This is a genomic window from Variovorax sp. GW822-FHT04A09 (assembly GCF_058801005.1).
Genome location: NZ_JBXAMV010000001.1, coordinates 2,072,465 through 2,085,624, shown reverse-complemented (window position 1 = coordinate 2,085,624; position 13,160 = coordinate 2,072,465). Strand labels below are relative to the sequence as shown.

The following is a 13,160-nucleotide window of genomic DNA, read 5'->3' as shown; positions in this document are numbered from 1 at the left end:
GTTCAGCGGGGGCGCCATGCTGGCGACCGCCGCGTTGCTCGCCGCATGCGGCACAGCCCCGAACGGCCCCACGCGCCTCGGCCTCGGCGCCGATCCGGCCCAGGCTTGTGCGGCGCTCACCGCGCCGGTGGCGGCCAGCGCCATCGGCCTGCCCAGCGGCGCGGCGACGATCGATTCGGCAGCGCTCGTGCCGGCATCTGCATTGGCCGTGGCCGAGCGCGGCCCCAGCCCCGCGTCGCGCATCACGCCGGCGATGCCCGCGTACTGCAAGGTGCTCGGGCGCATCGCACCGGTCGACGCGAGCGCGCCGCCGATCCTGTTTCAGATCAACCTGCCGCTCGCATGGAACGGGCGCAGCGTGCAGTACGGCGGCGGAGGCTTCAACGGCACGCTGATCACCGGCCTGGCGCTGGTGCCTGCCGCGCGCTTCGACCTGCCCACGCCGCTCGCGCAGGGCTACGTGACCTACGGCACCGACTCAGGCCACCAGAACGTGCAGGGCCAGCCGCCGCAGGCCTTTGCGCTCAACGACGAGGCGCTCGTGAATTTCGCGCATGCCTCGTACAAGAAGGTGCGCGACGTGGCGGTGGCGCTGACGCAGCGCGCCTACGGCCACGCACCGCAGAAGCTCTACTTCATGGGCAGTTCCGAAGGCGGGCGCGAGGCGCTCACGATGGCGCAGCGCTATCCGCAGGACTTCGACGGCATCTTCAGCCGCGTGCCGGTGATCAACTGGACCGGGCTGCAGCATGCGGGCACGCGCAACGGCATCGCCACCTTCGGCGAAGGCTGGCTGCGGCCCGCGCAGGTGCAGCTGGTGCACAACGCGGTGCTCGCGTCGTGCGACGCGACGGACGGCGTGGCCGACCGCATCGTGTCGAACCCGGTGGCCTGCCTGCAGCGCTTCGACCCCGCCACCCTGCGCTGCGCAGCGGGCACGAGCGGCGACAACTGCCTCAACGACGCGCAGGTGCAGGCGGTGCGCACGCTGCGCTCGCCGTGGCGTTCGCCCGTGCCGCTGGCGCATGGCGTCACCGAGTACCCGGGCTGGGGCATCGGCGGCGAAGGTACGCCGGCCTTCGCCTCGATGGGCGGCTGGAACGCCTGGTGGACCGGCACCGCCGCGCCGACCGTGCCGCCGCAGCCGAGCAACGGCATCGCGTGGTTCTACGGCAGCGGGGCGCTGCAGTATTTCTACGCGCGCAATCCGTCGCTCGACGTGCGCAACTACCGCGCCGAAGACTTCGCCGCGCGCATCGCCACCGTGTCGCAGCTCATGGACTCGACCAACCCCGACCTGAGCGCCTTCCATGCGCGCGGCGGCAAGTTGCTGGTGCTGGAGCACATGGCCGACTACGCGCAGAGCCCGTTCGCGGGCATCCGCTACTACGAGTCGGTGGTGGCACGCATGGGCCGCGAGAACGTGGACCGCTTCATGCGCCTGTACACCGCGCCCGGTGTCGACCATGTGGGCAGCGGCGCACCGGCCAACGTCGACATGCTCGGCGCGCTGGCCGACTGGGTCGAGCGCGGGCGTGCGCCGACCGGGCTGCAATTGCTTGAACAGGACGTGCAGCCGCCGTTCAAGACCACGCGTGCGCGTCCGCTGTGCGAGTGGCCGCTGTGGCCGCGCTACGTGAATGGCGATGCGTCGCAGGCAGCGAGCTTTCAGTGCAGCCGGTAGCGCTCGCTTGAAGCGGTCGCGATCTTCAAGGGGCGATTGAAGGAGTTTCGGGGCGAGGGAGCTTTTTCATGTGCGGGTGTCGCCGCAGACTGCAGGCATCCGAACTTCACAACGACCCATGAGCACCACGCCCCTCATCAGCATCGCCGTCCTGAAGGCCAAGACCGGCCAGCGCGAGGCGCTGCGCGACGCCCTGAGCGCGCTGGTGGCGCCCACGCGGCAGGAGCCCGGCTGCCTCGACTACACCTTGTTCGAACTGCGCGACGAGCCCGGCAGCTTCTACATGCGCGAGTCGTTCCAGGACCAGGCCGCGCTGGACGCGCACTTCGCCACGTCGCATTTCCAGGCCTTCGAAAAGCGATTCGACGAACTGCTGGACGCGCCGATCCGGCTGGTGTTCCTGGAGAAGGTCGCCTAGATCGCGCAGCCGTCGGGGCTGCAGGCTTCGGATGCCGTTGCAGAAGGCGCCGGTGCGACGAAGGTGGCGAGCTGCGCCTTCCAGTCGTCCGCACGCCCCAGCCACGGCCCGATGTCGATGCGCCCCGCGCTGCCATCGGCCTGCGCCAGCACGAAGGTCGGGAAGCCCTGGCCGCCCGCGCGCTGCAGCAGGTCGCGGCTCGCGGCGATGTGGCGCGCGGTGGCGTCGCCCGTGTGCTGCTGGAAAGCCGTGGCGAAAGCGTCGGTATCGAAGCCGAGTTCAACCGCCAGTTCGGCGAGCACGCCAGCCTCCGCAATGCGCCGGCCTTCGACATAGTGGGCCTGCTGCACGCGGTGCGCCATGTCCAGCCCGCCGCCTGCACGCAGCGATTCGGCCGCGAGGATGGCGGTGATCGGCGGTTCGGAGTCCATCACCGCACCGCTGTCACGCAGCAGGCCTTCGAAGTAGGCCTCACCGAAGGGCTGGCCCGTGAGCTCGGCGATGCGCCTGTCGTGCGGGATCACGTAGTCGCGCCATTGCGGTGTGATGGGGCGGCGGTTGGCGCCGGTCATCATGCCGCCTGCGTGGAGTTCGACGCGCAGGCCCGGCACGGTGCGCGCGGCCTCGACCAGCGGCGCGGCGGCGTAGCACCAGCCGCACAGCGGATCGAAGATGCAGTGCAGGGTGGCGGAGTCGACGTCGTTGTTGGTTACTGCGGCCACTTCATTTCTCCCTTGATGACCTTGGCGCCGAGTTCGAGCGACGAAGCGTCCTCGAGCTTCGGGTAGCGCTGCTTCATGGCGGCGATGAGCGCGGCCGAGTCCTTGGCCTTCGTGGCTTCGGTTTCGAAGGCCTTGAGGTAGTCGCGTGTGAACTTCACCGAGGCCACGGCGTAGGGCGCCGAGCCGTCGGCGTTCGGCAGGTAATGGCCGGGCACCACGGTCTTGGGGTGCAGCGCGGCGATGCGGTCGAGGGTCTTGAGCCAGTCGCGGCGCGACTGCACCGTCTGCGTGTCGGCCACCCAGACGTGGATGTTGGCCGACACCGGAATGCCGCCGACCACCGCCTTCAGCGAGGGAATCCACGCGAACGTGCGCGCGGGCGAGGGGCCGTCGAGGCCGACGACCTGGATCTTCTTGCCTTCGAGCACGAGACTGTCGCCGGCCAGCGGCTCGGGCACGACCAGCGCCTGGGGCGCGTTGTCCTTGAGGATCGGGCCCCAGTGCGCGAGCTTGCCGTCCTTGGAGGCCTGGATGGCGGCCACGGTCTGCGGCGTGGCGACGATCTTGGCGTCGGGGAAGGCGGCGCGGATCACGTCCAGGCCGAAGTAGTAGTCGGGGTCGCTGTGGCTGATGTAGACCGTGGTCAGCTTCTTGCCGCTGTCCTTGATCTTTTGCACCAGCGCCTGCGCGTCGTTGCGCTGGAACTGGGCGTCGACCAGCACGGCGTCGGTGGCGCCGGCGACCAGCACCGACGACACGGGGAACATCGACTTCGTGCCGGGGTTGTAGACGTCGATCTTCAGCGGCTGGGCGGCCTGGGCGGCGAGCGGCGCGAGGGCGAATGCGGCGGACAGGGCGGCGACGGCAACGAGGGTTCTGCGGAACATGGCGGTGTCTTTCGGTCGATGAGGTTGAGGGTGACAGCGTGAACAGACCGGATGTTAGGTTGCGCGAAACGAAACAAAAACCACCGCCAGCACAATGGATAGTTTCTGATATCGGACGAATCAGGCGGTTTCCGAACGGTCCGTGGCGCAGCGCTCGAGGTGCGCGACCAGCAGTTGCGCCGAGGGCGACAGCGCCGCCTCGCTGCGAAAGCAGATCGCGAAACGCCGGCGCGCCCAGTCGTCCGTGAGCGGCATCAGCCGCAGCCCGAAGGCCTCGGTGAAGGGCCGGGCGACCTCCGCCGGCACGACGCTGATGGCCAGCCCGGCGCGCACCACGCGCAGCGCGGCGTCGAAGTTGGACACCAGCACGCGGTACACGAGCGGCTTGCCGGCCACGGCCGCCTCGCGCGCCAACATCAGCTGCACGGCGCTGAGCGCAGGCATGCCGACGAATTCGTGGTCGAGTACCTGCTCGAAGCGCACCGCGTCGTGGCGGGCCACGGGGTGCGACGGGTGGGCCACGATGGCCAGGTGGTCGGAGCGGTAGTCGCGCCGCTCCAGCCCGTCGAGGTCGGCCGCGTCCCAGCACAGGCCGATGGACGCGATGCCCTCGCGGATGCCGCGCACGATCTCGGGGCTCACGCGTTCTTCCATGTCGACGCGGATGTTGCGGTGCGCCGGGTCTTGCAGGAAGCCGGCCACGTCCTCGGCCAGCGACTCGGCCATGACCGAGGCCGAGGCCAGGATGCGCACATGCCCGCGCGCGCCGCCCGCGTAGGCGGCCATGTCGCGCTCGATGCGGGTGGCGCTGCCGAGCATGGCGCGCGCGTGTTCGAGCAGCGTTTCGCCGGCCGGCGTGGGCACCACGCCGCGGCGCTTGCGCAGCAACAGCGGCGTGCCGACCGTGTCTTCGAGCTGGGCCAGGCGCTTGCTGATGGCCGAGCCGACGATGTTGGCCTGCTCGCCCGCGCGCGCGATGCTGCGGCTGTCGCAGACGGCGACGAACAGGCGCAGGGTGGTCAGGTCGAGGTCTCTCATGAAGTTCCAATCAGGAAGCAAACGGCTTCCAAAATATACCTTCAGGACTGAATCGGAACTTCTACGATCGGCGTCATTCCCTCACGACGGAGACACCCTCTTGATTCACGCCTTCCTGCCGCCGCGCGCGGTCGTCCGCGAAGTGGGCCTGCGCGACGGCCTGCAAAGCATCGCCCGCGTGCTGCCCACCGCACGCAAGCTCGAATGGCTCCGCGACGCGCACGCGGCCGGCCAGCGCGAGATCGAGGTCGGCTCGTTCGTGCCGGCGCACCTGCTGCCGCAGCTGGCCGACACGGCCGAACTGCTGGCTTTTGCGAAGACGCTGCCAGGGCTCTTCGCCTCGGTGCTGGTGCCCAACCTGAAGGGCGCCGAGCGCGCCATCGCGGGCGAGGCCGACCTGATGATGGTGCCGCTGTCGGCCAGCCACGCGCACAGCCTGGCCAACCTGCGCAAGACGCCCGACGAGGTGGTGGCCGAGGTCGGCCGCATCCGCGCGGCGCGCGACGCGGCGGGCTCGAAGACGCTGATCGACGGCGGCGTGGGCACGGCCTTCGGCTGCACGCTGCAGGGCCATGTCGACCCCGACGAGGTGCTGCGCCTGATGCAGGCGCTGCTCGATGCCGGCGCCGACCGCGTGAGCCTGGCCGACACGGTGGGCTACGCTGATCCGGCCATGGTGCGCAGCCTGTTCGAGCGCGCATTGCGCATCGCGGGCGACCGCCTGTGGTGCGGGCATTTCCACGACACGCGCGGGCTGGGCCTGGCCAATGTCTACGCCGCGCTGGAGGTCGGCATCACGCGCTTCGACGCCTGCCTGGCCGGCATCGGCGGCTGTCCGCATGCGCCGGGCGCGAGTGGCAATGTCGACACCGAAGACCTCGTCTTCATGCTCGAGAGCATGGGCGTGCAGACGGGTGTCGACCTGCCGAAGCTGCTCGATCTGAGGAAGCGCGTGGCCGGCTGGCTCGACGGCGAGACGCTGCAGGGCACGGTGTGGCGCGCGGGCTTTCCGAAGACCTTTGCACCGGCGGAAGGCGTCGCCGCATGAGCACCGAAGCCAAACGCCTGCCGCTCGCGGGCATCCGCGTGGTCGAGTTCACGCACATGGTCATGGGGCCGACCTGCGGCATGGTGCTGGCCGACCTGGGCGCCGAGGTCATCAAGGTCGAGCCCATCGACGGCGACCGCACGCGGCACCTGCTGGGCGCGGGCGCGGGCTTCTTCCCGATGTTCAACCGCAACAAGAAGAGCATCGCGCTCGACCTGCGCCATCCGCAGGGGCTCGAGGCCGCGTTGCGCCTGTGCGCCACGGCCGACGTGGTGGCGCAGAACTTCCGCCCCGGCACGATGGACAAATACGGCCTGGGCTATGCCGCGCTGGGCAAGCTCAATCCGCGTCTCGTGTATGTGAACCACACGGGCTTCCTGCCCGGCCCGTACGAGCACCGCACCGCGCTCGACGAGGTGGTGCAGATGATGGGCGGCCTGGCCTACATGACGGGGCGCCCCGGCGATCCGCTGCGCGCGGGAACGAGCGTGAACGACATCATGGGTGGCATGTTCGGCGCCATCGGCGCCATCGCCGCGCTGATGCAGCGCGCCGAAACCGGCCGGGGGCAGGAGGTGCAGTCGGCGCTGTTCGAGAACAACGTGTTCCTCGTCGGCCAGCACATGCTGCAGTACGCGATCACCGGGCAGGCGGCCGCGCCGATGCCCGAGCGCATCTCGGCCTGGGCGCTGTACGACGTGTTCACCGTGAAGGACGGTGAGCAGATTTTCCTGGCGGCCGTGAGCGACGCGCAATGGAAGACCTTCTGCGACGCGCTGGGCTTCGACGACCTGAAGGCCGACGCCACGCTGCAGACCAACAACGACCGCGTGCGCCTGCGCCCGACCTTGCTGGCCGCGTTGCGCACGCGTCTGGCCGACCGTTCGGCCGCCGAGCTGTCGGCGATCTTCGAGGCGCGGGGCCTGCCGTTCGCGCCGATCACGCGGCCCGAAGACCTGTATGCCGATCCGCACCTGCAGGCCACCGGCGGCCTCGCCGACATCCGCCTGCCCGACGGCGAGCGGGCCGGCGAGATGGCGCAGACCACGCTGTTCCCGATCACGCTCGGCGGCGAGCGGCTGGGCGTGCGCCTGCATCCGCCGACGCTGGGCGAGCACACGCGCGCGCTGCTGGCCGAGCTGGGCTACGCGCACGAACAGGTCGAGGCGCTGCATGCCGAAGCGGCCGTGGCCTGATCCTTCAAGCACCGACAAAGACAAAGAGAGACAAGACCCATGAGCCCGATTCCGTTTTCCTCTTCTTCATTCAACCGCCGTGCGTTGCTCGGCCTGGGGGCGTCGGCGGTCGTGCTGTCGGCCGCCCGCCCGGTGTTCGCGCAGGGCGGCGACAAGCCCGTGCGCTTCATCCTGCCGATCAGCGCGGGCTCGGGCGTGGACGCCATTGCGCGCGCCGCCTCGGTCGCGCTCGGCAAGGCGCTGGGCCAGCCGGTGGTGATCGAGAACCTGCCGGGCGCCGGCGGCATCACCGGCACCTCGGCCGTGATCAAGGCCCCGCCCGACGGGTTCACGCTCGGCATGGTGTCGAACAACCACGTGATCAACCCGAGCGTGTTCAAGAAGATGCCTTTCGACGCCATCGCCGACATCACGCCCATCAGCGTGGTGGGCGCCACGCCGCTGGTGCTGGCCGTGAACCCGAAGCTGCCGGCGAAGAACGTGAAGGAGCTGGTGGCGCTGCTGCGCGCGAAACCCGAGGGCTACAACTACGCCTCGTCGGGCAACGGCACCATCATCCACCTCGCGGGCGAGATGTTCATGGACGAGGCCGGCGTGAAGGCACGGCACATTCCGTACAAGGGCACCGGGCCGATGGTGACCGACATGATCGCGGGGCAGGTCGAGATGGGCGTGGTCGCGCTGCCGGCGGTGCAGCCGCATCTGAAGAGCGGCGCACTGCGCGCCATCGGCCTGTGCGGCCCGGCGCGCTCACCGGCCGCGCCCGAGATTGCGACGATCGCGGAGCAGGGGCTGCCGAACTACGCGGTCGAAGGCTGGTTCGCGGTGATCGGCCCGCCGAAGATGCAGCCGGCCGACGTGAAGCGCGTGCACGAGGCCATCGTGGCCGCCTTCGCCGCGCCCGAGGTGCGCGAGGCGATGGACAAGCAGGGCAACATCGTTAAGCCCACGTCGCCCGAGCAGGCGGCGAGCTACTTCCGCAGTGAGGCCGCGCGCTATGCGGCGCTGGTGAAGAAGGCGAACGTGGTGCTGGAGTGAAGCCTTGCGCCTTCCCCTTCGGCAGAGGGGGACGGCGACGTGCGGGCCTTACGCCGGGCTCACCGCGCGGTACAGCGCCCGCACGAAATCCGACTGCGTGATCATCCCCGTCAGCCGCTTCTCTTCATCGATGATCGGAATGTGGTGGTGGCCGCCTTCGGAGAACAGCGGCACCAGTTCGACCACCGGCCGGTCGGCGCTGGCCACGCGCACCTGGCGCGTCATGATCTGGCCGACCACCTCGGGCTTGTTCGACATCACCGTGCGCGTGGCGCGGATCAGGTCGCGCAGCCGGCCGGCGATGCCGTCGTGGTGCTGCAGGTCGAGCTGGCGGAAGAAGTCGGCCTGCGTGACGATGCCGACCACGCGGCGCGTGCGATCGGTCACCGGCAGCGCCTTGATGCGGTGCTGGTGCATCAGCGTCCAGGCCTCCTGCAGCGGCGTGCCGAACTCCACCGAGATCGGCGTGCCCGACATGATGTCGGCGCAGTGCAGCGTGCCCAGGCGGCGCTTGTACGACTCGAGCTCGGTCTGCTGAATGAGCGACTCGAGGTCGTCGCGGCTGATGTCGAGCACCTGGTTGTAGCGCGCCAGCACGGCGTCGATGTCGGCCTGGCTGAAGCGCGCGTCGGGCGAGGGCGGGCGCGCCACCTGCACGTGCGGATAGCGCCGCCCCGTGAGCGTGTTGTAGGCCACGCCGGCCAGCACCAGCAGCACCGAGTTCACGAGCACCGGGAACAGCGCCGCCGAAAAATCGGTGGTGTGCGTGAGCACCGCCAGCAGCGCCGCCGCGCCGCCGGGCGGGTGCAGGCAGCGCGTGAAGAACATCAGGCCGATGGCCAGCGCCACGGCCACGGCGGCGGCCACGGCGGTGTCGGGAATCCAGCTGGCGCAGGCGATGCCCACCAGCGTCGACAGCGTGTTGCCGCCGATCACCGACCAGGGCTGCGCCAGCGGGCTGGCGGGCACGGCGAACACCAGCACGGCGGTGGCGCCCATCGGCGCGACCAGCCACACCGCATGCTCCAGCGGCACGGACAGCCAGCGGCACAGCAGGCCGGTGATCAGCAGCCCGATGCCTGCGCCGCCCACGGCGCGCAGGCGCTCGCGCGCGTTGACGTTGGAAGGGCCCGGGAGCCAGGCGCGCAGATAGGTCCACAGTGCGGCGAATCGCATCCCCCGTCCCCCTCAGGCTTCTTCGTGTGCCACCCGACGCCCGATGTCGGGCCAGCGGTGGTGCAGCCAGACCCAGGCGACCAGCCCGATCGTGAGCATCAGCGCGGAGGTGAGGGCCAGCGCCAGCGTGGAGTGCATCACCAGCGGCGCCACCGCGCCGGCCACGACGCCGTTGGCAGTGGAGCCGATCACGGCCTGCAGCGACGAGGCCATGCCGCGGCGCTCGGGGTGCAGGTCGAGCACCAGCAGCGTGACCACCGGCACCATCAGCGCCCAGCCGAAGGCGAACACCGCCAGCGGCCACACGGCCCAGGCCACATGCGCCTGGAAGAAGATGTTGGCCACCACGTTGACCACCGAGGTGACCATCATGATCAGGAAGCCGTCGCGGATCTGCCGCTTGGGCGCCACCTTGCCGGCCATGCGGCCGCTGGCGCGCGCGCCGAGCATGATGCCGCCGATGGTCAGCAGGAAGAACCAGAAGAACTGCTGCGGCTGCAGCGCCAGGTGGTCGCCCAGGAACGCGGGCGCGGCCAGCACGTAGAGGAACATGCCGTTGAAGGGCACGCCGCTGGCGAAGGCCAGCAGCAGGAAGCGCGGGTCGGAGCACAGGTCGCGGTAGCCGCGCATCAGGTGGCGCACCTGGAAGGGCTGGCGGTGGTCCTTGTGCAGCGTCTCGGGCAGCAGCTTGTAGTTGGCGACGAACAGCACCACGCCCACGGCCACGAGGAACCAGAAGATCGAGTGCCAGCCCGCGTGCACGAACAGGAAGCCGCCCACGATGGGCGCGATGGCCGGCGCCACGCCGAAGTAGATCGTGACCTGGCTCATGACCCGCTGCGCCTCGGCCGGCGGGAACATGTCGCGGATGACGGCGCGCGACACCACGATGCCGGCGCCGGTCGACAGGCCCTGCAGGCCGCGGAACAGCACCAGCTGCGTGATGTTCTGCGACAGCGCGCAGCCCAGCGAGGCCAGCGTGAACACCGCCAGCCCCCACAGCACCACGGGCCGGCGGCCGAAGCTGTCCGACAGCGCGCCGTGGAACAGGTTCATGAAGGCGAAGCCGAACAGGTAGGCCGACAGCGTCTGCTGCATCTCGGCCGGCGTCGCACCGATCGATTTCGCGATGCCCGAGAAGGCCGGGATGTAGGTGTCGATGGAGAAGGGCCCGAGCATGCCCAGCACGGCGAGCAGCACGGCAAGCGCCCAGCGCGGGGCCTGCCAGAGTTTGTCTGCGTCGGGATTCATGGAAAGGCGGCTCCGTTGTACTTGTAGTGTGTCGGTGGAAAAACGAGAACGCCCGCCGCCCGGGTGAGGGGCAAGGCGGGCGCTTGGGCTTCAGCGAACCTGGATTACAGGGTGTCGATGAAGCTGCGCAGCTTGTCGGAACGCGACGGGTGCTTCAGCTTGCGCAGCGCCTTGGCTTCGATCTGGCGGATGCGCTCGCGGGTCACGTCGAACTGCTTGCCGACTTCTTCCAGCGTGTGGTCGGTGGACATCTCGATGCCGAAGCGCATGCGCAGCACCTTGGCTTCGCGCGGCGTGAGGGAGTCGAGGATGTCCTTGACCACGTCGCGCAGGCCGGCTTGCATCGCGGCCTCGATGGGGGCCGTGTTGCTGCTGTCCTCGATGAAGTCGCCCAGGTGCGAATCGTCGTCGTCGCCGATGGGGGTTTCCATCGAGATCGGCTCCTTCGCGATCTTCATGATCTTGCGGATCTTGTCTTCCGGGATCTCCATCTTGGCGGCCAGGATGCCGGCGTCGGGTTCGAAGCCGAACTCCTGCAAGTGCTGGCGCGAGATGCGGTTCATCTTGTTGATCGTCTCGATCATGTGCACCGGGATGCGGATGGTGCGCGCTTGGTCGGCGATCGAGCGGGTGATCGCCTGGCGGATCCACCACGTCGCGTAGGTCGAGAACTTGTAGCCGCGACGGTATTCGAACTTGTCGACCGCCTTCATCAGGCCGATGTTGCCTTCCTGGATCAGGTCAAGGAACTGCAGGCCGCGGTTGGTGTACTTCTTGGCGATGGAGATCACGAGGCGCAGGTTGGCCTCGATCATTTCCTTCTTGGCATCGCGCGAGGACGATTCGCCCTCGTTCATGCGCTTGTTGATGTCCTTGAGCTCGGTCAGCGGCACCACCACGCGCGACTGGATGTCGGTGAGCTTTTGCTGCAGTTCCTGCACCGGCGGGATGTTGCGCGCGAGCACGGCGCTCCAGGGCTTGCCGGCGGCGGCCTGCTTCTCGACCCACTTGAGGTTCAGCAGGTTGGAGGCGATGCGGTTGCCGTTCTTGTCGAAGCCGCTGAAGTCGCGGATGAACTCGTCCTGCGGGAAGCCGCACTTGTCCACGATGATGCGGCGCAGTTCGCGTTCCTTCTTGCGCACGTCGTCCACCTGCGTGCGCACCAGGTCGCACAGCTTCTCGATGGTCTTGGCCGTGAAGCGGATGGTCATCAGCTCGTCGGACACGGCCTGCTGGGCCTTGGTGTACGCGGGCGTGCCGTAGCCTTCCTTCTCGTAGATCTTGTGGATCTTCTCGAACATCTCGGCGATGCGGTCGAAGCGCGAGAGGGCTTCGTTCTTGAGTTCTTCGAGCTTCTTGGTCAGGGCCTTGGAGCCGCCCTTGCCGTCGTCGTCGTCTTCTTCGTCGAATTCGTCGAAGTCTTCTTCGGCCACGTAGTCGTCGGCCTCGTTCGGGTTCGAGAAGCCGTCCACGATGGTCGAGATGACGACCTTGCCTTCACGGATGGTCGCGGCCATTTCGAGGATCGCGGCGATGGTAGCGGGGGAGGCCGAAATGGCTTCCATCATGGCCATCAGGCCGCCTTCGATGCGCTTGGCGATTTCGATTTCGCCTTCGCGCGTCAGCAGCTCGACCGTGCCCATTTCGCGCATGTACATGCGGACCGGGTCGGTGGTGCGGCCGAATTCGCTGTCCACCGTGGAGAGAGCTGCTTCGGCTTCTTCCTCGGCTTCTTCCACCGTGGTGGCGGTGGGCGCGGTGTTGTTCAGCAGCAGGGTTTCGGCGTCGGGCGTCTGCTCGTACACCGCCACGCCCATGTCGTTGAGCATGGTGACCACGACTTCCATGGTCTCGGCGTCGACCAGCTTGTCGGGCAGGTGGTCGGAGATTTCGCCGTGCGTGAGGTAGCCGCGGGTCTTGCCCAGCGTGATCAGGGTCTTCAGGCGCGAGCGGCGCTTGGCCAGGTCTTCTTCGGAGAGCACGGTCTCGTCGAGGCCGAACTCCTTCATCAAGGCGCGTTCCTTCGCCTTGCTGATCTTCATGCGCAGCGGCTTGACCTTCTCTTCGGTGGTCGCGACGGCCGCGGGCTCGTCACCGGCCAGGTCTTCCTCGATGTCCGACAGGTCGATGTCGCTCTCGCCGGCTTCCTTGGCGGCCTTGGGCTTGCGCCCGCGCTTGGCGCCGGTGGCGGGCGCGGCGGCAGCGCCGGCGGCCTTGGGCGGACGGCCAACTTTCTTGGCGGCGGGGGCAGCCGTGGCAGTGGCCGCGGCTTTTTTGGGATCGTCGAGAGAGGTCGATTTCGTGGGCACGGTTTTCACTTTCGTTGCGGCTGCCGTTTTGGACGCGGCGGCAGCCGTCTTGGTTGCCGGTTTGGCACCGGCTTTCAGCGGTTTCTCTGCTGCGGGCTTGGTGGCGACGCTCTTGGCGCTTTTGGCAAGTGAAGGAGCAGGCTTCTTTGAACTGGGCATACGACCTCGTTACGACAAGAAAAGACAAGCGGGATCACAGGCGCGCTGCCACGCGGACAGCACCACCATGCCCGTGCACAGGCACGGACAAAACAATTGGGAAACGAGGAATTAATTCCTCACCAGGCAAGATGTCGGGCGAACATTTGGTGTGCAGTCCTTGCGGTTATTGACCCTTTCCGCCGGAATTTACCGTTGGAGTGCGTTGCGCTAGGGGTCGGCCCGGAGGTGCTG

General features: G+C 68.5%; 10 protein-coding genes and 1 pseudogene. 5 read left to right on the top strand and 6 right to left on the bottom strand.

All coding sequences use genetic code 11. From position 1 onward, the window contains the following. The first annotated feature begins 16 nt into the window (after positions 1-16). Positions 17-1,684 carry a tannase/feruloyl esterase family alpha/beta hydrolase gene (locus AC1RLW_RS09670; protein WP_493192889.1) on the top strand — a complete coding sequence of 556 codons (1,668 nt, stop codon included), beginning with the start codon at positions 17-19 and terminating at the stop codon, positions 1,682-1,684. A 118-nt stretch (positions 1,685-1,802) separates the two neighbouring features. Continuing rightward, entirely contained in the window at positions 1,803-2,102 is a 300-nt protein-coding gene (locus AC1RLW_RS09665; protein ID WP_493192888.1) for a putative quinol monooxygenase, read from the top strand. On the opposite strand, the gene AC1RLW_RS09660 is transcribed toward AC1RLW_RS09665, so the two are convergent. From AC1RLW_RS09660 to AC1RLW_RS09650, 3 genes and pseudogenes are all read right to left on the bottom strand, one after another. Next, positions 2,099-2,824: a DsbA family protein gene (locus AC1RLW_RS09660; RefSeq protein WP_493192887.1), complete on the bottom strand. Its 726-nt coding sequence runs from the start codon at positions 2,822-2,824 to the stop codon at positions 2,099-2,101. The two genes, AC1RLW_RS09665 and AC1RLW_RS09660, sit on opposite strands and share 4 nt — an antisense overlap. Next, positions 2,818-3,711 (bottom strand): annotated as a pseudogene (locus AC1RLW_RS09655) (MBL fold metallo-hydrolase); the annotation flags it as partial. The gene AC1RLW_RS09660 and the pseudogene AC1RLW_RS09655, both read right to left, overlap by 7 nt. A gap of 120 nt (positions 3,712-3,831) precedes the next feature. Next, positions 3,832-4,749, bottom strand: a complete 918-nt coding sequence (locus AC1RLW_RS09650) for a LysR family transcriptional regulator (protein WP_369632155.1) — start codon at positions 4,747-4,749, stop codon at positions 3,832-3,834. A gap of 100 nt (positions 4,750-4,849) precedes the next feature. Here AC1RLW_RS09650 and AC1RLW_RS09645 point away from each other — a divergent pair, with 100 nt between their 5' ends. Genes AC1RLW_RS09645 through AC1RLW_RS09635 form a run of 3 tightly spaced genes read left to right on the top strand, consistent with a single transcriptional unit; the run spans position 4,850 to position 8,031 of the window. Beyond that, entirely contained in the window at positions 4,850-5,797 is a 948-nt protein-coding gene (locus AC1RLW_RS09645; RefSeq protein WP_493192886.1) for a hydroxymethylglutaryl-CoA lyase, read from the top strand. Beyond that, positions 5,794-6,993 (top strand): CaiB/BaiF CoA transferase family protein, encoded by a 1,200-nt coding sequence (locus AC1RLW_RS09640; RefSeq protein ID WP_159272594.1) that lies wholly within the window; start codon positions 5,794-5,796, stop codon positions 6,991-6,993. Before AC1RLW_RS09645 ends, AC1RLW_RS09640 begins: the two co-directional genes overlap by 4 nt. 39 nt (positions 6,994-7,032) lie before the next feature. Continuing rightward, positions 7,033-8,031: a Bug family tripartite tricarboxylate transporter substrate binding protein gene (locus AC1RLW_RS09635; RefSeq protein ID WP_095950667.1), complete on the top strand. Its 999-nt coding sequence runs from the start codon at positions 7,033-7,035 to the stop codon at positions 8,029-8,031. Positions 8,032-8,079: 48 nt separating this feature from the next. Here AC1RLW_RS09635 and AC1RLW_RS09630 read toward each other — a convergent pair whose 3' ends face one another. The 3 genes from AC1RLW_RS09630 to rpoD all read right to left on the bottom strand — a co-directional run bounded on the left by AC1RLW_RS09630 (position 8,080) and on the right by rpoD (position 12,926). Continuing rightward, positions 8,080-9,207: an HPP family protein gene (locus AC1RLW_RS09630; protein WP_493192885.1), complete on the bottom strand. Its 1,128-nt coding sequence runs from the start codon at positions 9,205-9,207 to the stop codon at positions 8,080-8,082. Between the two features lie 12 nt (positions 9,208-9,219). After that, the gene (locus AC1RLW_RS09625; protein ID WP_062470580.1) at positions 9,220-10,458 is read right to left on the bottom strand and encodes a multidrug effflux MFS transporter; all 1,239 of its coding nucleotides are present in this window, start codon (positions 10,456-10,458) and stop codon (positions 9,220-9,222) included. Positions 10,459-10,562: 104 nt separating this feature from the next. Then, positions 10,563-12,926: an RNA polymerase sigma factor RpoD gene (gene rpoD / locus AC1RLW_RS09620; RefSeq protein ID WP_493192884.1), complete on the bottom strand. Its 2,364-nt coding sequence runs from the start codon at positions 12,924-12,926 to the stop codon at positions 10,563-10,565. Positions 12,927-13,160: the final 234 nt, after the last annotated feature.